This window comes from Duganella sp. CF458, assembly GCF_900113115.1.
Lineage (GTDB): Bacteria > Pseudomonadota > Gammaproteobacteria > Burkholderiales > Burkholderiaceae_D > Rugamonas.
Map to the genome: position 1 here is coordinate 48402 of NZ_FOOF01000024.1, position 20725 is coordinate 69126.

Below are 20725 nucleotides of genomic sequence, written 5' to 3' on the forward strand. Positions count from 1 at the left end.
CCTTATTGCGCTATCAGCTTCCGGATGTCGTCCGCCAGCTCGGCAGGCTTGGTGGTGGGCGCATAGCGGTCATGGATGCTGCCGTCCTTGCGCACCAGGAATTTGGTGAAGTTCCACTTGATGGCTTCCGTGCCGAGCAGGCCCGGCGCATTCTTTTTCAGGTGCTGGTACAGCGGATGCGCATTGTCGCCGTTGACGTCGATCTTGGCGAACAGCGGGAAGGTGACGCCGTAGTTCGTCTCGCAGAAGGCGCCGATTTCCCCGGCGTTGCCAGGTTCCTGCTGGCCGAACTGGTTGCAGGGGAAGCCCAGCACCTCGAAGGGCTGGCCGGCGAACTGCCGGTGCAGTTCCTCCAGCCCCTGGTACTGCGGCGTGAAACCGCATTTGCTGGCAGTGTTCACGATCAGCAGCACCTTGCCCTGGTACTGCTTCAGGTCCACCTGCTGGCCTGACAGGCTGTCGGCGCTGAAGTCGTAAACCGAGGTCATCAGATGATTCCCAGGTGCTCGGTGCCGGCCGCCAGGTCGCGGGTTTTCGCTTCCTTCGATTCCAGTTTGATGGCCAGGCGCAGGTCGTTCACCGAGTCCGCGTTGCGCAGCGCATCTTCATAGGTGATCTGGCCGGCTTCGTACAGGTCGAACAGCGCCTGGTCGAAGGTTTGCATGCCCAGTTCGCGCGAGCGCTTCATCAGTTCCTTGATCTCGTGCACCTGGCCCTTGAAGATCAGGTCCGCGATCAGCGGCGAGTTCAGCATGATTTCCACCGCCACGGCACGGCCCTTGGAATCCTTTTTCGGGATCAGGCGCTGCGAGATCATGCCCTTCAGGTTCAGCGACAAGTCCATCAGCAGCTGCTGGCGGCGCTCTTCCGGGAAGAAGTTGATGATACGGTCCAGCGCCTGGTTGGAGCTGTTGGCGTGCAGCGTGGCCAGCGCCAGGTGGCCGGTTTCGGCGAAGGCGATGGCGTGGTCCATGGTCTGGCGGTCGCGGATCTCGCCGATCTGGATCACGTCCGGCGCCTGGCGCAGGGTGTTCTTCAGGGCGATTTCCCAGTCCTCGGTATCGACCCCCACTTCGCGCTGCGTGATGATGCAGTTGCGGTGCGGGTGCACGAATTCGACCGGGTCTTCGATGGTGATGATGTGGCCGTAGCTGTTGGCGTTGCGGTGGCCCACCATGGCCGCCAGCGTGGTCGACTTGCCGGAACCGGTGGCGCCGACCATGATCACCAGGCCGCGCTTGGACATGATCACGTCCTTCAGCACCGGCGGCAGGCCCAGTTCGTCGAACTCGGGAATCGAGCTGTTAATGGTACGCAGCACCATGCCCACGGAGCTCATCTGCACGAAGGCGGAGACGCGGAAACGCCCCAGGTCGCCCGGGCTGATCGCGAAGTTGGCTTCCTTGGTCTGCTCGAACGAAGCGGTCTGCTTGTCGTTCATGATCGCACGGGCCAGGTCGGACGTATGGGCCGGCGTCAGCGCCTGCGCCGACACGGGCGTCATCTTGCCGTCGATCTTGATGGCCGGCGGAAAGCCGGCAGTGATGAATAAGTCGGAGCCCTTCTTGCTGACCATCAGGCGCAGCAAGTCGAACATGAATTTTGATGCCTGGTCGCGTTCCATGATTACCCTGGGAAGTTGTCTGGGATCTTGGCGGCGGCGCGTGCGACGGCCGGCGAGATCTGGTTGCGACGGATCAGGTCCGTCAGGTTCTGGTCCAGCGTCTGCATGCCGACGTTGTTGCCGGTCTGGATCGCGGAGTACATCTGGGCGATCTTGGCTTCGCGGATCAGGTTGCGGATGGCCGGGGTGCCGATCATGATTTCATGGGCGGCGACGCGGCCGGAACCGTCCTTGGTCTTCAGCAGGGTCTGGGAAATGACGGCCTGCAGCGATTCGGACAACATGGCGCGCACCATTTCTTTTTCTTCCGCCGGGAACACGTCGATGATACGGTCGATGGTTTTCGCGGCCGAGGAGGTGTGCAGGGTGCCGAACACCAGGTGGCCGGTTTCCGCCGCCGACAGCGCCAGGCGGATGGTTTCCAGGTCGCGCAATTCGCCCACCAGGATCGCGTCCGGGTCTTCCCGCAGCGCCGAGCGCAGCGCGTTGTTGAACGACAGCGTGTGCGGGCCCACTTCGCGCTGGTTGATCAGGCACTTCTTCGATTCGTGCACGAATTCGATCGGGTCCTCGATGGTCAGGATGTGACCGTACTCGTTTTCGTTGAGGTGGTTGACCATCGCTGCCAGCGTGGTCGACTTGCCGGAGCCGGTCGGACCGGTGACCAGCACCAGGCCGCGCGGCTTGAGCGCGAATTCGGAAAAGATGCGCGGCGCATTCAGTTCTTCCAGGGAGAGGATCTTGGAAGGAATGGTACGCAGCACGGCTGCGGCGCCGCGCTCCTGGTTGTAGGCGTTGACGCGGAAACGCGCCAGGCCCGGAATGGCGAACGAAAAGTCGCATTCCAGCATCTCTTCGTATGCCTTGCGCTGGCCGTCGTTCATGATGTCATAGATCATGCCGTGCACGTCTTTGTGCTCCAGCGGCGGCAGGTTGATGCGGCGCACGTCGCCGTGCACGCGGATCATCGGCGGCAACCCTGCCGACAGGTGCAAGTCGGATGCCTTGTTTTTGACGGAGAATGCGAGAAGTTCGGAAATGTCCATTTATAATCCCTGTGCTTTTTCAATAGCCAAAAAAGCTTGGCACTGTCTCATTCGATTATGTCCACAATAGCCCACAACTTGCAAGTTGTTACTGAAGCAATTAACGTTGCCGCACGCGAAGCGCAGCGTACGCCCAACGAAGTGCAGCTCCTGGCCGTTTCCAAGACCTTCCCGGCACAGGCAGTTTTCGAGGCGGTGCTGGCGGGGCAGCGTGCTTTCGGTGAAAACTATGTGCAGGAAGGTGTGGACAAGATCCACGAATTGGCCCGGATGCGCGGCTGCACGCCGTTGGAGTGGCATTTTATTGGACCAATCCAGAGCAATAAGACGCGTCTTATAGCTGAAAACTTCGATTGGGTGCACACGATTGAACGTGAAAAGGTCGCGCAGCGCCTGAGCGAGCAGCGCCCGCAGGGCCTGCACCCCATGCAGGTCTGCATCCAGGTCAATACCAGCGGGGAAGCCAGCAAAAGCGGCGTGCTGCCCGCCGACGCCGCAGCGCTGGCCCGCACCGTGGCCGCGCTGCCGCGCCTGGTCTTGCGCGGCCTGATGTCCATCCCCGAGCCGCAAGACGATTTCGACCAGCAGCGCGCGGCTTTCCGCGTGCTGGCTGAACTGCACCAACAATTGCGCGCCGCAGGCATTGCGCTTGACACGCTGTCGATGGGCATGTCGGCCGATATGCGTGCCGCCATCCACGAAGGCGCGACCATCGTGCGCGTCGGCAGCGCCATTTTCGGCGCCCGCGACTACAGCAAAGGATAAAGAGATGAAGATTGCGTTTATCGGCGGCGGGAATATGGCCGCTGCCCTGGTCGCAGGGCTGGCCGGCAAACTGACCCCGGGTGCGAATATCCACGTGGTGGACCCCAACCCGGCTTCGCTGGAGAAGCTGCGCCAGGAATACGGCGTGACCGTCGCCGCCGCTGCGGGCGAGGCGGTGGCCGCCGCCGAAGTGCTGGTGCTGGCGGTGAAGCCGCAGGTCATGCACGAAGTGACGCAGCAATTGCTGCCGCTGCTGCAGGCGGCGCAGGCGGCCGGCCGGGCGCCGCTGGTGCTGTCGATCGCGGCCGGCATCCGCGCCGCCGACCTGGCGCGCTGGCTGGGCGGCTACCGGGCCATCGTGCGCACCATGCCGAACACGCCGGCGCTGATCGGCATGGGCGTGACCGGCATGGTGGCATCTTCCGGCGTCAGCGCCGGGCAGCGTGAAGCGGCCGACCAGATCCTGCGCGCCGTCGGCGCCACGGTATGGCTGGACGATGAGGCCAAGATCGATGCCGTGACCGCGGTCTCCGGCAGCGGCCCGGCGTATGTGTTCTATTTCATCGAAGCGATGCAGCAGGCGGCCGAGGAACTGGGGCTGAGCGCGCAGCAGGGCCGGGAGCTGGCCATGGCCACCTTCACCGGCGCGGCCCAGTTGGCGTTGCAGTCGCCCGACCCGGTGCCGCTGCTGCGCGAAAAAGTGACCTCGAAGGGCGGCACCACCCATGCTGCGCTGTCCAGTATGGAAGCGGGCGGCGTCAAGGCCGCCATCATCGCCGCCGTCAAAGCCGCCGCCGCGCGCGGCAAGGAACTGGGCGAGCAGCTGGGCGCAGCCGGCTGAGGCAAGCTCAGGCCGGCGCCAGGTGGCCCTTGGCGGCAACCTGGTCCAGGCTGGCCAGCAAGGCGGCCAGTTCGCTTTCCACTTCGGTCAGCAGCGCTGCGATGCGCTCGACCTTGCCGGCATCGGCCAGCATTTCGACCAGGCCGCACAGGGCACTGAGTTCGCGTGCGCCAAACAAGCCCGCGCTGCCCTGCAGGCTGTGCGCGTTCAGGCTGACGGCCGGCATGTCGCCGCCCTGGATGCCTTGCCGGATGGCGGCCAGCTGGCGCGGACCTTCCTGCTTGAAGGCGGCGCAAGCGGCCGGGCTCAGGGCGCGCGCCGGCGCCGGCGGCACGCTGCCGCCCGCGGTTCCGAACATGGCGTCGAGTTCGTCCCGGCGCGGCGCATGCAGCAGCAAGCCGGCATGGCGGCCGATTTCCGCATGCAGGTTCGCTTCGTCGATCGGCTTGGGCAGGAAACCATTGGCGCCCGCTTCCATGAAGCGCTCGCGTTCCTCCGCTGCCGCGTTCGCGGTCAGCGCAATCACCGGAATCGCAGGCTGGCGCACGCCGGCCGCGCCGGCGCGCAACAGGCGCAGGGCGGCAATGCCGTCCATGCGCGGCATGCGGCTATCCATGATGACCAGGTCGAAATCGCGTTCGGCCAGGCGCGCCAGTGCAGCGGCGCCGTCTTCGGCGATGGTTACCGCATGGCCCATTTCGCCCAGCAGCTCGCGCAGGATGATCTGGTTGGTGCTGCCGTCTTCCGCGCACAGGACCTCCAGGCGCAGGGCATGCGGGGCGCGCGCCTGCAGCACCCGTTCCATTGCAGGCTGTCCGGCCTGCAGCGGCAGATGCACCTCGAATACGCTGCCGGCGCCGCGCTCGCTGCGTACCTCGATCGTGCCGCCCATGGCGTCGACAATGTTCTTGCAGATTGCCAGGCCGAGGCCGGCGCCGCCGTATTTGCGCGAAGTGGCGGCATTGGCCTGCTCGAATTTGCGGAACAGGCGGGAAATTGCATCCGGTTCGATGCCGATGCCGGTATCGCTGACGGTCAGCGCGATGCCGCCGTTGTGCGCCACCCCGGCCGTCATCCGCACTTCGCCGCGTTCGGTGAACTTGACGCCGTTGCCGACCAGGTTCATCACCACCTGCCGCAGCCGTACCGGATCGCCGCGCCACCAGCGCGGCAAGGCCGGGTCGATCTCCGCCACCAGCGAAATGCCCTTGGTTTCGGCGCGGTCCGCCAGCAGTGCCACCACATCGCGCAGCAGGGCCGGCAAATCGAAGTCGATGCTTTCGAACGGCATCTTGCCCGCTTCCAGGCGCGAAAAATCGAGGATGTCGTTAATGATGTGCAGCAGCACTTCGGCGTTGCCCAGGCCGATGCGCAGCTTGTTGCGCGTTTCAGCCGACAGGGTGCGGTCTTTCTTGGCCAGCTGCAGCATGCCGATCACGCCGCCCAGCGGCGTGCGCACCTCGTGGCTGATCATGGCCAGGAATTCCGACTTCTGCTCGTTCGATTCTTCCGCTGCCTTGCGGGCCGCGGTCGACTCGCGCAGTTCCAGGTCGCGCGCCTGCAGGGTGGCGACCTGTTGTTCCAGCGCCTGCTGCACCGCGCGCTGGCGCGCCAGCGCGCCTTCCAGCCCGTTCAGCAGGTAGGCGCAGGACACCACCAGCACGGCTGCCACCAGGGTGAAATTCAACGCCACCAGCGACCAGTGCATCAGCATGCTGACAAAGACATTGGCCAAGCCCGGATCGATGCCGGCGAAATAGCCCACCGCGAACAAGGTGGCGCTGCACCAGAGCAGGGCCGCCATGGCGGGGCGGATGCCGAGCAGCACGGTGCACAGGATCGGCACGGCGAGCAGGTAGGGCTGGACCAGCGGGCCGACGGAGAACAGCTGCACCACCGCCAGCAGGTAGCAGATGGCCAGGAAAGCCAGCGCCCGGAAGCGGAAAGAGGGGGCGCGGCAGAAATACAAGGCGCCGACGCACAACAGGGCGACGATGTCGCTCACGATCAGCGGCCATTGGTTCATCTTCATGCTGCCCACGACGCTGGGCACCGCGACCAGCATGCCGAGGAAGAAGGCAACGGCGCACAGCCCGTTCAGCAGGTTGTTGCGCCAGATTTGCAGGCTGTCAGCCTGTTCGTTCAGGCCATGCAGCCGCCGGGATAGGAAATCATCCGGCCCGTGGTACTGCGCGGGCCGTTCCGGTTGGGCGGGAGAACTCTTGGCGGGGACGAACATTGCAACATAAAAGTTTTGGCTAAGGGATTGATTTTACTATAACTCGTCACATGTTTACGCGAAGTTCGAGCCCGACCTGGCGCGGCGAATTCACCATCGCATAGGGCGTCCCCAGTAAACCCGTGGTCATATTGCCAATACTTGTCACGTAGCGCTTGTCGAACAGGTTGTTGGCATACAACGCCAGTGCCCATCGATGGCTGGCCGCCTCGTAGCCGGCGCGCAGGTCGGTACGCTGGGTGGCGCCGCCCACGCGGAAGCGCGGCGTGCTCAGGCAGGCGCCCTGCAGTGCATCGGCATTGCAGCGGGTGGCGCTGGTGTAGGCGTGCTGCAGCGTGAAATTGAGGTCGCCGCCGGCCACGTCGCGCACCCAGTAGTCGGCGCCCAGCGCGGTGGTCGATTTCGGCGTGCCGACCGGCTGGCCATCGAGCTTGATGCCGTCGCTGGTGGTGAAGGTCTTGTAGGTCTGGTCGATATAGGCAGTGCTCATGTTCAAGCGCAGGTCGCGCAGCGGCTGCCAGCGCATCTCGACGTCCAGGCCGTGCGCTTCCTGGTCGCTGCTGGTGACCTGGTAGGTCGGGATGGCGGAGCCGTTATTGACCAGGGCCAGCGACTGCAGGTTGCTGAACTTGTACTTGTACAGCGAGGCGTTCACCAGCAGCTTGTACTGGCGGTAGTAGTTTTTCATGCCGATTTCGGCATTCCAGACCTTTTCCGGCTGGTAGGTGGCATTCACCTGCAGCGCGTTGAAGCCGCCCGCCTGGTAGCCCTTGGCGATGGACCCGTAGACCATCATGTCGTCATTGAGCTTGTAGTCGAGCACCGCGCGCGGGCTGGTGTCGTTCCACTTGTTCTTTTTGGACAGCGGCGCCGTGCCGGCGCCGGCGCTGGTGAACTCGATGTTCTGGGTCATGGCGCCCAGGGCCATCATCAGTTGCTCGGGCGTGAGCGCGCCCATGCCGACCAGCGCGTCGAAGAAGCCGAGGTTTTGCAGGCGCGTGATGCTGTCGTCCAGGCGGGCCGCCGTGCGCGGCGGGCTATACCAGCTGAAGCGCTTGTCGTCGCGCGTGTAGCGCACGCCGGTGGTCAGGTTCAGCTTGGGCGCCAGGTGCCAGATCACGTCGCCGTACAGCGCGCTGGCCTTGTAGCGGCCTTCGACATGCATGTTCTCCTGCCACGGGTTGCCCAGCAGGCCGGCTGGAATGCCAGCAGCGGCCGCCGCGCCTTCCAGCAGGCTGAAAACGGGGAAGCTGGCCACGTTGCCGAAGATCGTGTCGAGGGAATTGGTATTCGTGTTGACCTGGCTGGTCTGGCTGGCTTTCTCGTGATAGAAGCTCAGGCCCGTGACCCAGTCGGCCATGCCGGTATTGCCGGACAGGCGGAACTCCTGCTGCCAGCTTTTATTGCGTTCGGCGTTTTCGGTATCGACGTAATGCGTGAGCAGGTTGGTGCCGTCGTTGTCCTGGCGGTTGCGCGAGTCGAAGCGGCGGTAGCCTGTGGTGGAATTGAACGTGGCCCAACCCAGCGGCACCTCGATGCGCAGGGTGCTGCCGCGGAAGTCGCGCGTTTCGCCGTTGTGCATGGCGTCGTTGCGGACCGGGGCCGTGCGCGGGTCGAGGTAGGTGGATGGATCGGCCGGCGCCACCGGTACCCCGGCCACCAGGCCGATCGCGGGGCGCGCCATGTGATCGAGCTTTTCCGCTTCCACCGACAGCAGCACCTTGGCGCGGGCCGGCGCGTCCCAGCGCAGGGTGGCGCGCACGCCGTTGTCGGTGCCGTGCTGCAGCTGTTGGCCGGTGGCCGCGTCTTTCAGCCAGCCGTCGGTGCCGTGGTGCACGGCGGTGATGCGCAGCGCGGTGGTGTCGCCAAGCGGCGTATTGGCCAGCAGCTCCACATTGCGCGTGTGGAAGCGGCCATAGCGCAGGCGCGCCTCCAGTTCGTTGTCGCGGCCCGGTTCGCGCGTCACGACCGAGATGGCGCCGGCCGCGCTGTTGCGGCCGAACAGGGTGCCCTGCGGGCCTTTCAGCACTTCGATGCGCTGCACGTCGTTGAAATTCATGATCGCGCCGCCGGTCTTGCCGGCGTAGACGCCGTCGATGTACATGCCGACCGGGGCATCGGTGCCGATGCCGAAGTCGCCGGTGCCGATGCCGCGCAGCGATAGCGAAGGCTGGGTGGCCTGTTCGGCGTTGACCGACAGGCCGGGAATATAGCCGTTCATTTCGGCCAGGCTGGGAGCGGCCAGCTTGTCGATCTGGTCGGCGCCGATGATCTGCAAGGCGATCGGCACATCCTGCGCCTGCTGCGTGCGGTTCTGCGCGGTGACGACCACCACATGGGTTTCTTCCTTCGGCGCCGGTTCGGCGGCCAAGGCGGCGCCGCTGCAGACGAGCAGGGCGCTGGAAATGCTGGACGACAGGACTTTCTTGCGCAGCTTCATGTGGTCTCCCCGTTATTGTTGGTTGCAGCTTTCCTTCATCGATGCGATCCATTCGCGTATCAGTTCAACCCCCTCGCGGTGCGCAGTGCTGCGTCCCAGTTCCGGCATCATCACGCCCGTTTCGGTCGATTTCAGGCGGAATACGAAGATCGAGTCATCCGGCTTGCCGGGGTTGATGCCGAAGGCGTTGCCGCCGGTACCGGCACCCGCCGCCACGGGCGGCTTGCACAGGCCCAGGTGCCGGTTGGCCGGCGCGCCAATCTCCAGGTGCAGGGCGGTGGTGTTGGCGGTGCCTTTGTTGTTGTGGCAGTGGGCGCAATTGATGTCGAGGTAGGCGCGCGCGCGGGCGTCGACCGGGGCGCTTTTGTCGCGCCAGTCGACGTTGCGCGGCACCTCGGCGGCGGCAGGAACGCCGCTCAGGTAGCCCGCCAGCGCCATCTTCTCCAGCTGCCCGTTCAGGTTGATGTGGCGTGCCTTCAGCCCGAGCGGCTCGAACTTCCTGCTCTTCAGGTCCGCCACGTGGCAGGAGGCGCACTGGTTCACGTTCGGCACCACGTAGGTGAATTTCTGGCGGCCCTGGGCCGACACCAGCTCCATCGGAATCTGGTCGCCGGTGCGTTTCAGTTCGGCCTCGGTCTGCGCCTCGTTCCAGACATAGGGCAGGGCGACCCAGCCGCTTGCGCGCCGTACCAGCAGGCGTGTTTCCATCAGCCGCACCTTGCCCAGGTCGAGCGTGCTGCCCGTGCCGCTGTCGTCGCTGGCCAGCACCGCCCGGCTGCTGCCGTCGCGCGGATAGTAGAAGGTCTTGCTGATGATGGTCCCGAGCGGGAAGTCGAAGGCGGTATCGGGCCGGTAGGCGGCCGATACGCCCTTCGGCATCCATACGGTGCGCAGCTTGTGGGCGTAGTCGCTGAACAGCGGCGTGTTCAGGGTATAGGGCAGCACTTCCTTGTTCAGTACCAGGCGGCCTTCGCTGGCGGCCATCAGGCGCCACGCGCTGAGTTTCTCGGGCCGGCCTTCGGCGATGAAATTCACGGGTTCGGCAGGCGGGGCAGGGTTGCGTGCGCAGGATGCGAGAACCAGCGCGCACGCCGCCATGCCGACCGCCCATAGCGGGCGGAAAGCAGGGACGGCAAGCTTCATCAGGATTGCGAGCCGAGTTGAGGGATGGTGACCGGCGGCAGCTTGGCGAGCTGGCAGCGGTGCGGGGCCGAATCGGCTTTCGGGTTCTTGTACTTGTTGGGGCCATCGGCGTTGAGTACTTCAGCGCCATCCTGCACGCAGATGCGCGCCTCGGCCGGCATGACACCGTTCCTGGCCAGCGCATTGTCGGAATAGCCGTCCCACAGCACGTCGGGCAGGTGGCCGGACAAGCCGTACAGCGCCACCTTCAGCGCTTTCAGGTCCAGCCCGTCGGGCGCATCGCCGCCGCCTTTGAAGCGGTTGCCGTAGACGTAGATCGCCTTCGGATACGGGTCGTAGTCCTTGGCCACGCCCTTCTCGGTGAAGTAGCCGGTCGAGTGATAGCTGGAGATGATGACGTTGGCGGTCTGGTTGTCGGTGATGTCGTTGTCGAAGATCTCCACCTTTGAATTCGAGTTGATCACCACGCCCGAACCGGCCGGCACGCTGGCCACCGCCGTGCCCTTGGCGGCGAAATTGCCCAGGTTGTTTTCAATGACCTTGTTGCTGAATACGCGCGTGCTGTGGCCCGGCTGCTGCAGGTTCGGCATATTGAACACCAGGATGCCGCCGGTATTGCCGGTGGCGACGTTGTGGTACACGTCGGCGTTGATGGTGTTCTCGATTTCGATGCCGGCCACGTTGGCCTCGGCGCGCGAGTTGCGCACCACCACGTTCTGCGACTGGCCGACATAGATGCCCGCGTCCGACGCGGCGATGGCCACGCAATGTTCGATCAGCACATTCCTGGTCTTGACCGGGTAGATGCCGTAGGCGCCGTTGCTGACCTTGGAACCGCCGGTCCACTGCACCTTCACGCTGCGGATGGTGATGTGGTCGCCGTCATTGATCTTCAGCCCGTCGCCCTTGGAGTCCTCGATGGTCAAGCCTTCGATGGTGAAGTTGTTGCCGTAGACGAGCAAGCCTTCCGGCCCCGTCACTTGCGGCTTGAAAGACAAGATGGTCTGGTCCATGCCGGCGCCGCGAATGGTCACGCCATCGGCACGCAGTTGCAGCCCGCTGGTGAACTTGTATTTGCCGGCGGGGATCTCGATCACCGAGCCAGGCTTGGCGTCGAGCAGTTGTTCCTGGAGTTGCTTCTGGAATGCGATGTCGGCAGCCGAGGCAGGCGCCGGCAAGGACGGCGTGGTCTTGTAGCAGGCGGATAGCAGGCCGCACAGCGCGAGTGCGCCGATGGCTTTGTACATACATGTCTCCCAGTTATTGTTGTAGGGATGCAGCAGCGCAGCCAGTATATCTGTCCATTATTGAAATGTTATGCACAAGATCGGCCAAATCTGCTGTTAGTATCGGCCAGGATGAGAGCGCCGGTTACTATCGCCATTGTTGTGGGAGATGACTGCTGGGGAGGCCTTGCCCTGCTGGCGCGGGAGGCGTTTGCCATCGCCGGCACGCTGCACGCCCGCAACGCCGATGTGCAGGCAGCGCAACTGTTGCGCGCGCCCCTGGTCGCGCTCGAGATGGCGCCGGTGCGCTCGTTTACCGGCCCGCCGTTGCAGCCGGAGGCCACGCTGGCCCAGCTGCCGGCACCCGATGCCGTGATCGTGCCGCCGTATTATTTCCCGCTGGCCGCGCGCCAGCCGATTGCGCCGGCGCTGCGCGCCTGGCTGCTGCAGGCCCATGCCGCGGGCGCCATGCTGGTGGGCATGGCGGGCGGCATGCGCATCCTGGCCGAGACCGGCCTGCTCGACGGGCGCGAAGTGACCGGCAACCTGTCCGACCAGCGCATCTTTGCCCAGCACTATCCCGCAGTGCGCTTCAGCCCCGACGTGCCGCTGGTGATCGACGGCAGCATCATCAGCGCAGGCTCGGTCAATCCCTGCCTTGATGCCTGCAGCTACCTGGTCGGCCACTTCCATGGCGACGCGGTGGCGCACAAGCTGTCGCGCTATACCAACCCGGCCAGCCAGCCCAGCGCCGGCCGCCTGGCGATCCGCAACGCGGGCTTCAAGCAGCATGGCGACCAGCGCATCCGCCAGGCACAGGAATACATCGAGCGCTGCTTCAAGCAGGAGTTGACGGTGGAAGGCGCCGCCCAGCGCACGGCGATGAGCGTGCGCAATTTCTCGCGCCGCTTCCAGCATGCGGTGGGCATGCCGCCACACCTCTACATCGCGCGCTGCCGCGCCGAATATGCGAAGGAATTGCTGGCCCGGCCGGGCCTGTCGCTGCTGCAGGTTGCGCTGCAATCGGGCTTCCGCACGGAAGCCATGCTGCGGCGCAGCTTCAGCCAGCTGTTCGCTACCACGCCCGCCGCCTACCGCGCAGCGGCGGCTGCGCGGCGCGACTGAAGCGAAGGATCAACGGCGCGCGACCAGCAGGCCGACAATCACGCCAATGGCGGCGCCGGTGGCGACCGCTTTCCACGGGTTGTCGTGCACATAGTGGTCGGTGGCCTGGGCCGCCATCTTGCCGCGCGCGATCATGCTGTCTTCCAGCTTCAGCAAATCGCGCTTGGCGGTGCGCAGCGTATCCTCGAACTTGGCTTTGACCATGCCCAGGTCTTCGGAATTGGCCGAGGCCGCATTGCGCAGCCAGGTTTCGGCATCCTGCACCGCCTGTTTCAGGTCGCCCATCAGCTTCTCGCGGGCTTCCGCACTTTCGTTGTGGCTATGGCTCTTGCCGTTGGCAACGCCGCCGCCGTTTGGTTTCGCTGCAGTAGATTGTGGTGTCTGGTCCATGATCGCCTCGTCTCAGTGAACAGCACTCGGAGTAAATTCCAGTATAGGTCAGCGCAGCGCGTAGTCGAGCGCAATGCCTGCGAAGACTGCCGCGCCTAGGTAGTTATTGTGGCGGAAGGCGGCAAAGCAGGGCGCACGCTCGCGGCCGCGGATCAAAAAGTAGTGGTAAAGCGCGCAGGCGGCAGCCACCGCCATGCCCAGCAGGAAGACCAGGCCCAGGCCGAATTGCCGGCCCACCACCAGCAGGATCGCCAGGTGCACGCCATAGCAGAGCATGATGGCGGCCACGTCGAAGCGGCCGAAGGTGATGGCGGACGTCTTGATGCCGATCTTCAGGTCGTCGTCGCGGTCGACCATGGCGTATTCGGTGTCGTAGGCCACGGCCCAGAACACATTGCCCAGCAGCAGCAGCCAGGCCACCGGCGGCACCGCGTTTTGCACGGCGGCGAAGGCCATCGGCATGCCGAAGCCGAAAGCAATGCCGAGGTAGGCTTGCGGTATGGCGAAGAAGCGCTTGAAGTAGGGATAGGTGGCGGCAATCACCAGCGCCGCCACGCTCAGTTGCTTGACCAGCGCGTTCAGCGGCTGGATCAGCAGGAAGGCGAGCAGGGCCAGGCCGGCGGCGATCAGCAGCGCTTCCTTGCCGCTGACGCGGCCGCTGGTGATTGGACGCTCGGCGGTGCGCTTGACGTGCTTGTCGAAATCCTGGTCGGCGTAATCGTTGACGGCGCAGCCGGCCGAACGCATCAGGAAAGTGCCCAGCGAGAAGATCAGCAGCAGCTGCCAGTCCGGCACGCCGCCGGAAGCCAGCCACAGCGCGGCCAGGGTCGGCCACAGCAACAGCACGGTGCCGATCGGCTTGTCCAGCCGGACCAGGCGGAAGTAGAGTTCGAGTTTGCTCAGGGGTGGGGTGGTCGCATGCATCCCGCCATTTTACTCTGCGTGGCCGTTCAGCATGCGGACGCCGGGCAGCTGGCAGTCGGCCACCGCGGCGACCACCGCGTCGATCGCCGCCTTGCGGGTAAAGCTCTTGCGCCAGACGATGACCACGCGCCGGTTCGGCTCCGGGTTCTCGAAATAGCGGAATGCCAACATGCCGTCGCGGCCTTCCATATCCGGCACCGAGGCGCGCGGCAGCACGGTCAGGCCGATGCCGCTGGCCACCATGTGGCGGATGGTTTCCAGCGAGGAGCCCTCGAAGGTGCGCTGCATGCCGTTGCCGGGCGAGGAGAAGCGCGCCATCTCCGGGCATACCTCCAGCACCTGGTCGCGGAAGCAGTGGCCATTGCCCAGCAAGAGCATGGTCTCGGTCTTCAGGTGTTCGGCAGGAATGGCGACGCGCGCGGCCCAGGGATGACTTTTTGGCATCGCTACCACGAAAGGCTCGTCATACAGTGGCTGCACCGCCATGCCGTGTTCCGGCAGCGGCAGCGCCATGATGGCGGCGTCCAGTTCGCCCTGGCGCAGCATTTCCAGCAGTTTGACGGTGAAATTCTCTTGCAGCACCAGTGGCATCTGCGGCGTCGCTTCAATCATCCGCTTGACCAACGGCGGCAGCAGGTAGGGGCCGATGGTGTAGATGACACCCAGCCGCAAGGGGCCGGCCAGCGGGTCCTTGTTCTGTTTTGCCAGTTCCTTGATCGCTGCCGTCTGCTCCAGCACCCGTTCGGCCTGCGCCACGATCTGGGCGCCCAGCGGGGTGACGGAGATTTCCGCCCCGCCGCGCTCGAACAGGACGACGCCGAGCTCGTCTTCCAGTTTCTTGATTGCGACAGAAAGGGTAGGTTGAGCAACAAAACAAGCCTCGGCGGCATGGCCGAAGTGTTTCGCTCTGGCAACTGCTACGATATATTTGAGCTCGGTCAGTGTCATGAACCCATTTGAACACAGTTGAATGCCTTGTTGCAATGCCGTGAATGGGGGAGGGCACTGGCTATAATGATCTGCAAAACCCCCTAACGAGGCAAATATGTCATCCACACTCGGCCACGAAGAAGCCCAGTCCTATATCTACAAACTGCTGACGGCCATGCACCAGGTCGGCGGCTCCGACTTGTTCATTTCGGCGGATTTCCCGCCCAGTATCAAGTCGCAGGGTTCGATGCGCGCCCTGAGCCAGCAGCGCCTGACGCCCGATGTGACCCGGGCCCTGGCCTACGCCATCATGAACGAGAAGCAGCGGCGCGAGTTCGAAACCGAGCTGGAGTGCAACTTCGCCATCTCGCTGCCGAATGTCTGCCGCTTCCGCGTCAATGTCTTCGTGCAGCAGCAGGCGGTCGGCATGGTGTGCCGCACCATCGCCTCCGAAATCCCGAATTTCGAGAAGCTCGACCTGCCGGAAATCCTGAAAGAGGTGGTGATGACCAAGCGCGGCCTGGTGCTGGTGGTCGGCGGTACCGGCTCCGGCAAATCGACCTCGCTGGCGGCCATGATCGACTACCGCAACCAGAATTCGGCCGGCCACATCATCACCGTGGAAGACCCGGTCGAGTATGTGCACAAGAATAAGAACTGCCTGATCACCCACCGCGAAGTGGGTGTCGATACCCTGTCCTGGCACCATGCGCTGAAAAATACCCTGCGCCAGGCGCCGGACGTGATCCTGATCGGCGAGATCCGCGATACCGAAACCATGGAGCACGCGATCGCCTTCGCCGAGACCGGCCACCTGTGCCTGGGCACCCTGCACGCGAACAATGCGAACCAGACCATGGACCGCATCATCAACTTCTTCCCGGAAGAGCGCCGCAACCAGCTGCTGATGGACTTGTCGTCCAACCTGCGTGCCATCGTGTCGCAGCGCCTGATCCGCACCGAGGATGGCAAAGGCCGCAAGGCCGCTATCGAGATCCTGCTGAACACGCCGACCATCTCGGAGATGATCTTCAAGGGCAACTTCCACTCGATCAAGGAAATCATGGCCAAGTCGCGCGAACTGGGCATGTGCACCTTCGACCAGGCCTTGTTCGAACTCTATAATAAGGGCTACGTCGCTTATGAAGAGGCGCTGCGCAATGCCGATTCGACCAACGGCCTGCGCCTGCAGATCAAGCTGAATAGCACCCGCCCACCACCGGATGCCTCGGCGCCGAGCGTGGCGGCGCCGAAATCGTCGGGCGGCCTGAGCATGCAATTGGATGAAGAAGAGGAAGAAGAAGGCGAATGATCGAGTTTGAAAACAAGCTGTGCGCGCGCGACGAACTGGCCGCGCGGGTGGCGGCCTTGCCGAAGCCGGTGGTGATGACCAATGGCGTGTTCGACATCCTGCACCGCGGCCACGTGACTTATCTGGCGCAGGCGCGCTCGCTGGGCGCCTCGCTGGTGGTGGCGGCCAATACGGACGCTTCGGTCAAGCGCCTGGGCAAAGGGGACGACCGTCCCCTGAACAATTGCGATGACCGCATGGCGCTGCTGGCGGCGCTGGAATCGGTCAGCCTGGTGGTGCCGTTCGACGAAGACACGGCGCTGGAAGCGGTGCTGCAGGCCCGGCCCGAGATCTATGCCAAGGGCGGCGATTATGATATGACCGCCATCCCGGAAGGGCAGGCGGTGCTGGCATACGGCGGCAAGGCGGTGGCCATCGACTTCGAGCACGACCGCTCGACCACCAAGCTGCTGGCCAAGGTGCGCATGTTTGGACAATAGGAGGGCGTCATGGCTTTTGGTGTGCTGCTGACCGACGAGGGCGTGGCCGAACTGGGCACCACGCTGAAGGACTACCTGTCCGACGGACCGTCCGGCAAATTCCTGCCCTGCAAGGAGGCCAGTCCCGACCGCAGCTTCTTCCACCTGATCTCCGAGGCGCGCAATGCCGAAGGGGCCATGGTGGAAGTGGAGCTGTACATCCCCAACCGCTACATCAAGCTGGTGATGTCTGGGCTGGAGCGCAAGCACATGGGCTTCCTCTGATATCACGGTTATGGCTTTGCGGAAGGCTTGGAAGGACGTAGGGCGCGGTATGTTTTTCGAGCGCCCCGTCTAATTTGGTCGAAACCGGCCGCATCTTCTCTAACAGGGTCCAGAATCTAGTTCACGCTGCAATTCGTAGACCGAATTCGACTCCCCGAAGGTAAGTGTCAGCGGAACCCGTATCCGGCGCGCAGATTACAAATCGATGATCTTACGCAGCAGCCCAGGCGAGACGCGCCATTGCTCACCGTCACACAGCAGCGAACATGACTTCGCGTTGATGCGCGTGACGGTGCCAATGCGTTCGCGCAGGTGCTTGTCGGTGAAGCTGACCGTGTCGCCGAGCTTGAACGCGGACGCATCGACGGGGCGTGGCGGCATGGGAGGCGCCTCGGCGCGCTGGGTCGGGTCGGCGACGATGGCGGCGTAGGGCAGCTTCCATTGCGTGTGCGTGGCGGTGTCCTGAACGGTGGCGCTGGTCGCTTGCAGTTGCAGCACGCGGCCGGGCGCGAGGGTGCCACGGCGGTGGTCGAAATACATCACCTGCGCGCCGAGGTGCAGATGGCGGCGCACGTCGAGAATGCGACGCGGGTCGGCGAGCATTTGGTTGAGGGCCAAGCTCAATTCATACAAGTCGAGGCTGGGGGCGTTACGCAGGGCGTCAAGAAGGCGAGAGTCCATGCCGCAATTTTAACGTGTCAGGCCCATTTGTAGGTCGCCAGCGGCAGCAACTCGGCGACCCGGTTGATCGGATGCGATGGCAGCCGGGCCAGCACGTCCTTGAGCCACAGGTAGGGATTGAGCCCGTTCAATCTGGCCGTGCCGATTAGCGAATACATCGTCGCCGCCGCGTGGCCGCCACGCGCCGAGCCGGCGAACAAGTAATTCGAGCGCCCCACGGCGATCGGCCGGATCGCCTGCTCAATCGCATTGTTATCGGGCACTAGCACGCCGCTTTCGGTATAGCGCACCAGTGCCTCCCAGTTGCGTAAGGCGTAGCCAAATGCCTGGGCCAGTGGCGCCTGCTGCACCAGTTGTGGCACGTGCCCCTCAAGCCAGCGGCGAAACTCGGCCAACAACGGCACGCTCTGTTCTTGGCGCTGCCGCAGCTTCTGGTCCGGTGTCATATCGCGGATGGTCTTCTCGATCGCATACAGTCGCGCGATCCAAGCCAGCGCTGCGCTGGCCAATCCCGGTGTCTTCTGCGCCTTGGCGATCTCGAAGAACCTGCGTCGGCAATGAGCCCAGCAACCAACTTCCATCACGCGCCCGCCGCGATACAGCGCCGAATAGCCGCTGTAGGCGTCGGCCTGCAAATAGCCTTGATACTCGGCCAGGAAAGTGGCCGGATGAATCGCCTCGCGCGACTCGGTGAACTCGAACAGGACCGCCGGCGGATGATCGACCCACAAGCCATTTTCTTCGCGCTGACCGGCGCCAAGGTAACCCCACAGGCGCGCCGTCTTGGTGCTGCCACGGCCGGCCTCCTGCAGTGGCATCGTGGTGTCGTCGGAGTGCACGCGCGGCGCGGCCAGGATATGGGCCTTGAGAGCCGGCCGCAGCACCGCCAGCAGTTCAGCTGCGGCCAGCTTCCACTCGCACAGTGTGGCGCGCGGCAGGTGCACACCGTGGCGCTTGAAGATCGCCTCCTGGCGGTTCAGTGGCAGATGGTCGGCGAAGGTGCTCACCAACACCTGCGCCAGCAGACCGGCGCTGGCATTGGACTTCGGCAGTGGCGACGGCTGCGCCGCCGCCGTGCGCACGGTCGACTCGCCGTCTTTCTTGCACGCGTACTTGATGCGCACATGCTCGATCACCGTCAGCTTCGCCGGCGTGTAGTCCAGTGTTTCGGAGACCTCCTCGCCGATCTTCTCGATCCGGTCGAAGCATGCCTTCTCGGCGTCGCTCAGGTCGTACTCGACGCGCTCGCGCGGCAAGTCCTTCGGCAGCGCAGGACGACCACGACGTACGTGACCGGCGACCGGCGTGGTCGGCAAGGCCGGCGGCACAGGAATGGTGACTGATTCGGCAAACAAATCGCCCTGGCCAGGCAGTTGTTCCGAACTGGCACCGAAGCGCGCGCGGACGAACTGGGCCAACTGGTGCTTGAGTAATTCGACTTGCGTCCACAGATCGTGGGCGATCCGATTCTGATCGAGGGCGATGCGGCGCATCGCGTCGAGGTCGGATGGGAGGTCGGAGGGATCGATGAGCGCCAGCATGCAGATCAAACGCATGAGCATGCCAGCGCGTTTACAGCGGATGAAAAATTTGTCGCATCATCACGCGACGCGCTGTGCCGTGACGGGCGGATGTGGTTGCAGCGGCGGGATGTCGATGCCTTCGAGCCAGGCGTGCAATTCGGCCACCGACAGACCGCGCTGGGTCAGCGACTCCGGCGCCGGGAAGCGGCCACGCTCGAGCCGCTTGTACCACAGCGCGAAGCCGGTGCGATCCCAATACAGGATCTTGACCTTGCGCCGGTCGCGCCCGACGAAGACAAACAGGTGACCGGACATCGGTTGTTGCGCCAGCAGCGGCTCGACCAGGTAGGACAAGCCATCGACACCGTTGCGCATATCGACCAAGTCGCGGCATACGTAGGCGCGGCAGGAGCCTGCGATCAGCATGAGAAGCCGCCAAGGCGACCAAGCAACTGGCGCACGACACGGTCGGCATGGGCACCGGTCAGCTCGATGCGCATCCCGCCACTGCTGATGACGACGCTGTCGCGCGCCGCTGGCTTGCCCGGCGCCGCAACGACCGGGGGCACGACCGGCGCAGCTGACTCCATCACGGAGTCGGACAGTAGCGGGATGAAGCAAGCGTCCGGCGTCAACACATTTGCCGCCATCGACATCGACGCCGCGCACTTGGCCAGGTCCGCGCGACGCTTGTGAAACGTGCTGGTCGCCACGCCGTTCTGTTCGCAGAACTTGCGCACGCCGATGCCCGACGTCTTCCACCGTGTGATCAAATCAAGCCAGAATTCGTCGCCGTGCCGGTAGTAACGCACCGCGCCGTGCTGAACTAACTGCTTTCCCATTGTCTGCTCCCTGCGTGGTCATCGATGTGACGTACGTTCGCAGATCGGGCAGGACATGCATAGGCGGGGATTCGCTGACACTTACCCCCGAAGAAACATGCAGACCGTTTTAGATCCTCCGCTGCGATGGATTAGACCGTTGTAGACGCCTGCGGGAAACTTTTCGACTGCCGTAGACGCAGTTCGTCGGCGCGGGTTCTGCAATTGGCCGCGCGTATCCAATACTCGTCGCCAGGGTAGCGAACCCAAACGAAGCGCCAGGCATTGCGTCCTTTCGCGTGGCGATTGGCAAACTGCGAAGGCGTCAACGAAGCGCCATCTTCGGAAACGATGTGATCGCCGATGACCTTGGCAAATTCGATGACGCCGTTATGGCTGGTGCGTAAGTTAGTCCCATCCGGCAAGAAGAGATTCTTCCATTGATAGCCACGAATTGCCTGGCCATTTTTGCGCAGCGAGAGCCGTTCCATTTCGATGGCTAGCCAGCGATGCACCAACTCTGACACAAAGGCGTCGGGTTTGACGCCGGGACGGACATCCATAAGGAAAAACTCCAGTTCAATATAGTCGGCGATAGGAAGATTCACAGGCTGCGTCGGTTCGTATTCCATGATCCAATCCCCCTCGAAAATGGTCTAAAGATTGGATCGTGGAACGGAAATATAGTTCCGCTTAGACTTTGGCTCTTTTTCGCTGGACCGTCTTAGACATTTGTGCCGAATTAGCGGACTGTTTTAGATAATGACAGTGCTCGTTCAGACGCGTTTAGACCGAAATTGCCCAGATTAGTTCGAAGTAGAGTAAGCGTCAAGGCAGCGCCGTCTTGAGCGCCACGTTACTTTAATCGAAGATGTTCCCAACACCGCTGGGAAGCGGAGTTTAAGCGCCGGGGAGTTTGCTGGCGCAGTTCCAGGGCAGGAAGTCGTCCACC

General features: G+C 63.8%; 21 protein-coding genes. 6 read left to right on the forward strand and 15 right to left on the reverse strand.

The window, feature by feature from the left end; all coding sequences use genetic code 11:
* Positions 1–2: 2 nt before the first annotated feature.
* The 3 genes from BM269_RS27140 to BM269_RS27150 are packed head-to-tail and all read right to left on the reverse strand — an operon-like array spanning position 3 to position 2670.
* Positions 3–488, reverse strand: coding sequence for a glutathione peroxidase (locus BM269_RS27140; RefSeq protein ID WP_090445074.1), 486 nt, complete (start codon positions 486–488; stop codon positions 3–5).
* Positions 488–1624: a PilT/PilU family type 4a pilus ATPase gene (locus BM269_RS27145; protein WP_090445076.1), complete on the reverse strand. Its 1137-nt coding sequence runs from the start codon at positions 1622–1624 to the stop codon at positions 488–490. The genes BM269_RS27140 and BM269_RS27145 overlap by 1 nt, the downstream gene beginning before the upstream one ends.
* A 2-nt stretch (positions 1625–1626) precedes the next feature.
* Positions 1627–2670, reverse strand: coding sequence for a type IV pilus twitching motility protein PilT (locus BM269_RS27150; RefSeq protein ID WP_090445079.1), 1044 nt, complete (start codon positions 2668–2670; stop codon positions 1627–1629).
* A gap of 57 nt (positions 2671–2727) precedes the next feature.
* Here BM269_RS27150 and BM269_RS27155 point away from each other — a divergent pair, with 57 nt between their 5' ends.
* Both BM269_RS27155 and proC read left to right on the forward strand, forming a co-directional pair.
* Positions 2728–3435 (forward strand): YggS family pyridoxal phosphate-dependent enzyme, encoded by a 708-nt coding sequence (locus BM269_RS27155; protein WP_090445082.1) that lies wholly within the window; start codon positions 2728–2730, stop codon positions 3433–3435.
* Positions 3436–3439: 4 nt separating this feature from the next.
* Entirely contained in the window at positions 3440–4276 is an 837-nt protein-coding gene (gene proC / locus BM269_RS27160; protein WP_090445085.1) for a pyrroline-5-carboxylate reductase, read from the forward strand.
* 7 nt (positions 4277–4283) lie between these two features.
* Here proC and BM269_RS27165 read toward each other — a convergent pair whose 3' ends face one another.
* Genes BM269_RS27165 through BM269_RS27180 form a run of 4 tightly spaced genes read right to left on the reverse strand, consistent with a single transcriptional unit; the run spans position 4284 to position 11345 of the window.
* Entirely contained in the window at positions 4284–6515 is a 2232-nt protein-coding gene (locus tag BM269_RS27165; RefSeq protein ID WP_090445088.1) for an ATP-binding protein, read from the reverse strand.
* Positions 6516–6561: 46 nt separating this feature from the next.
* Positions 6562–8955, reverse strand: a complete 2394-nt coding sequence (locus BM269_RS27170; RefSeq protein WP_090445091.1) for a TonB-dependent receptor — start codon at positions 8953–8955, stop codon at positions 6562–6564.
* Between the two features lie 12 nt (positions 8956–8967).
* Entirely contained in the window at positions 8968–10098 is a 1131-nt protein-coding gene (locus BM269_RS27175; protein WP_229204820.1) for an SO2930 family diheme c-type cytochrome, read from the reverse strand.
* Complete coding sequence (locus tag BM269_RS27180; protein WP_090445094.1) at positions 10098–11345, reverse strand: parallel beta-helix domain-containing protein; 1248 nt, start codon at positions 11343–11345, stop codon at positions 10098–10100. The genes BM269_RS27175 and BM269_RS27180 overlap by 1 nt, the downstream gene beginning before the upstream one ends.
* A gap of 111 nt (positions 11346–11456) precedes the next feature.
* Here BM269_RS27180 and BM269_RS27185 point away from each other — a divergent pair, with 111 nt between their 5' ends.
* Positions 11457–12449, forward strand: a complete 993-nt coding sequence (locus BM269_RS27185) for a GlxA family transcriptional regulator (protein WP_139232888.1) — start codon at positions 11457–11459, stop codon at positions 12447–12449.
* 9 nt (positions 12450–12458) lie between these two features.
* Here the strand turns inward: BM269_RS27185 and BM269_RS27190 are convergent, their stop codons facing one another.
* Genes BM269_RS27190 through BM269_RS27200 form a run of 3 tightly spaced genes read right to left on the reverse strand, consistent with a single transcriptional unit; the run spans position 12459 to position 14711 of the window.
* Positions 12459–12839: an ElaB/YgaM/YqjD family protein gene (locus tag BM269_RS27190; protein WP_090445100.1), complete on the reverse strand. Its 381-nt coding sequence runs from the start codon at positions 12837–12839 to the stop codon at positions 12459–12461.
* A 48-nt stretch (positions 12840–12887) separates the two neighbouring features.
* A complete protein-coding gene (gene ubiA / locus BM269_RS27195; RefSeq protein WP_090445136.1) occupies positions 12888–13742 on the reverse strand; it encodes a 4-hydroxybenzoate octaprenyltransferase in 855 nt (284 codons plus the stop codon).
* A 30-nt stretch (positions 13743–13772) separates the two neighbouring features.
* Positions 13773–14711 (reverse strand): hydrogen peroxide-inducible genes activator, encoded by a 939-nt coding sequence (locus BM269_RS27200; protein WP_090445103.1) that lies wholly within the window; start codon positions 14709–14711, stop codon positions 13773–13775.
* A 97-nt stretch (positions 14712–14808) separates the two neighbouring features.
* On the opposite strand from BM269_RS27200, the gene BM269_RS27205 reads away from it, so the two are divergent.
* From BM269_RS27205 to BM269_RS27215, 3 genes are read left to right on the forward strand one after another with little or no spacing between them, the layout of a single operon-like run.
* A complete protein-coding gene (locus BM269_RS27205; protein WP_090445106.1) occupies positions 14809–16005 on the forward strand; it encodes a PilT/PilU family type 4a pilus ATPase in 1197 nt (398 codons plus the stop codon).
* Positions 16002–16484, forward strand: coding sequence for an adenylyltransferase/cytidyltransferase family protein (locus BM269_RS27210; protein WP_090445108.1), 483 nt, complete (start codon positions 16002–16004; stop codon positions 16482–16484). Before BM269_RS27205 ends, BM269_RS27210 begins: the two co-directional genes overlap by 4 nt.
* A gap of 9 nt (positions 16485–16493) precedes the next feature.
* Positions 16494–16748, forward strand: a complete 255-nt coding sequence (locus BM269_RS27215) for a hypothetical protein (protein WP_090445110.1) — start codon at positions 16494–16496, stop codon at positions 16746–16748.
* 195 nt (positions 16749–16943) lie between these two features.
* Here the strand turns inward: BM269_RS27215 and BM269_RS27220 are convergent, their stop codons facing one another.
* From BM269_RS27220 to BM269_RS27240, 5 genes are all read right to left on the reverse strand, one after another.
* Entirely contained in the window at positions 16944–17366 is a 423-nt protein-coding gene (locus BM269_RS27220) for a hypothetical protein (RefSeq protein WP_229204821.1), read from the reverse strand.
* Between the two features lie 80 nt (positions 17367–17446).
* Complete coding sequence (locus BM269_RS27225) at positions 17447–18991, reverse strand: IS66 family transposase (RefSeq protein ID WP_090445116.1); 1545 nt, start codon at positions 18989–18991, stop codon at positions 17447–17449.
* Positions 18992–19030: 39 nt separating this feature from the next.
* Complete coding sequence (tnpB, locus tag BM269_RS27230) at positions 19031–19378, reverse strand: IS66 family insertion sequence element accessory protein TnpB (protein ID WP_090445120.1); 348 nt, start codon at positions 19376–19378, stop codon at positions 19031–19033.
* Positions 19372–19794 carry an IS66 family insertion sequence element accessory protein TnpA gene (locus BM269_RS27235; RefSeq protein ID WP_090445124.1) on the reverse strand — a complete coding sequence of 141 codons (423 nt, stop codon included), beginning with the start codon at positions 19792–19794 and terminating at the stop codon, positions 19372–19374. The genes tnpB and BM269_RS27235 overlap by 7 nt, the downstream gene beginning before the upstream one ends.
* A gap of 131 nt (positions 19795–19925) precedes the next feature.
* Positions 19926–20405 (reverse strand): hypothetical protein, encoded by a 480-nt coding sequence (locus BM269_RS27240; RefSeq protein ID WP_090445127.1) that lies wholly within the window; start codon positions 20403–20405, stop codon positions 19926–19928.
* Positions 20406–20725: the final 320 nt, after the last annotated feature.

Excerpts from the sequence above, each read along its gene's own strand:
- BM269_RS27140 (WP_090445074.1), bottom strand. The coding sequence starts at position 488 with ATGACCTCGGTTTACGACTTCAGCGCCGACAGCCTGTCAGGCCAGCAG.
- BM269_RS27145 (WP_090445076.1), bottom strand. The coding sequence starts at position 1,624 with ATGGAACGCGACCAGGCATCAAAATTCATGTTCGACTTGCTGCGCCTG.
- BM269_RS27150 (WP_090445079.1), bottom strand. The coding sequence starts at position 2,670 with ATGGACATTTCCGAACTTCTCGCATTCTCCGTCAAAAACAAGGCATCC.
- BM269_RS27155 (WP_090445082.1), top strand. The coding sequence starts at position 2,728 with ATGTCCACAATAGCCCACAACTTGCAAGTTGTTACTGAAGCAATTAAC.
- proC (WP_090445085.1), top strand. The coding sequence starts at position 3,440 with ATGAAGATTGCGTTTATCGGCGGCGGGAATATGGCCGCTGCCCTGGTC.
- BM269_RS27165 (WP_090445088.1), bottom strand. The coding sequence starts at position 6,515 with ATGTTCGTCCCCGCCAAGAGTTCTCCCGCCCAACCGGAACGGCCCGCG.
- BM269_RS27170 (WP_090445091.1), bottom strand. The coding sequence starts at position 8,955 with ATGAAGCTGCGCAAGAAAGTCCTGTCGTCCAGCATTTCCAGCGCCCTG.
- BM269_RS27175 (WP_229204820.1), bottom strand. The coding sequence starts at position 10,098 with ATGAAGCTTGCCGTCCCTGCTTTCCGCCCGCTATGGGCGGTCGGCATG.
- BM269_RS27180 (WP_090445094.1), bottom strand. The coding sequence starts at position 11,345 with ATGTACAAAGCCATCGGCGCACTCGCGCTGTGCGGCCTGCTATCCGCC.
- BM269_RS27185 (WP_139232888.1), top strand. The coding sequence starts at position 11,457 with ATGAGAGCGCCGGTTACTATCGCCATTGTTGTGGGAGATGACTGCTGG.
- BM269_RS27190 (WP_090445100.1), bottom strand. The coding sequence starts at position 12,839 with ATGGACCAGACACCACAATCTACTGCAGCGAAACCAAACGGCGGCGGC.
- BM269_RS27200 (WP_090445103.1), bottom strand. The coding sequence starts at position 14,711 with ATGACACTGACCGAGCTCAAATATATCGTAGCAGTTGCCAGAGCGAAA.
- BM269_RS27205 (WP_090445106.1), top strand. The coding sequence starts at position 14,809 with ATGTCATCCACACTCGGCCACGAAGAAGCCCAGTCCTATATCTACAAA.
- BM269_RS27210 (WP_090445108.1), top strand. The coding sequence starts at position 16,002 with ATGATCGAGTTTGAAAACAAGCTGTGCGCGCGCGACGAACTGGCCGCG.
- BM269_RS27215 (WP_090445110.1), top strand. The coding sequence starts at position 16,494 with ATGGCTTTTGGTGTGCTGCTGACCGACGAGGGCGTGGCCGAACTGGGC.
- BM269_RS27225 (WP_090445116.1), bottom strand. The coding sequence starts at position 18,991 with ATGCTCATGCGTTTGATCTGCATGCTGGCGCTCATCGATCCCTCCGAC.
- tnpB (WP_090445120.1), bottom strand. The coding sequence starts at position 19,378 with ATGCTGATCGCAGGCTCCTGCCGCGCCTACGTATGCCGCGACTTGGTC.
- BM269_RS27235 (WP_090445124.1), bottom strand. The coding sequence starts at position 19,794 with ATGGGAAAGCAGTTAGTTCAGCACGGCGCGGTGCGTTACTACCGGCAC.
- BM269_RS27240 (WP_090445127.1), bottom strand. The coding sequence starts at position 20,405 with ATGGAATACGAACCGACGCAGCCTGTGAATCTTCCTATCGCCGACTAT.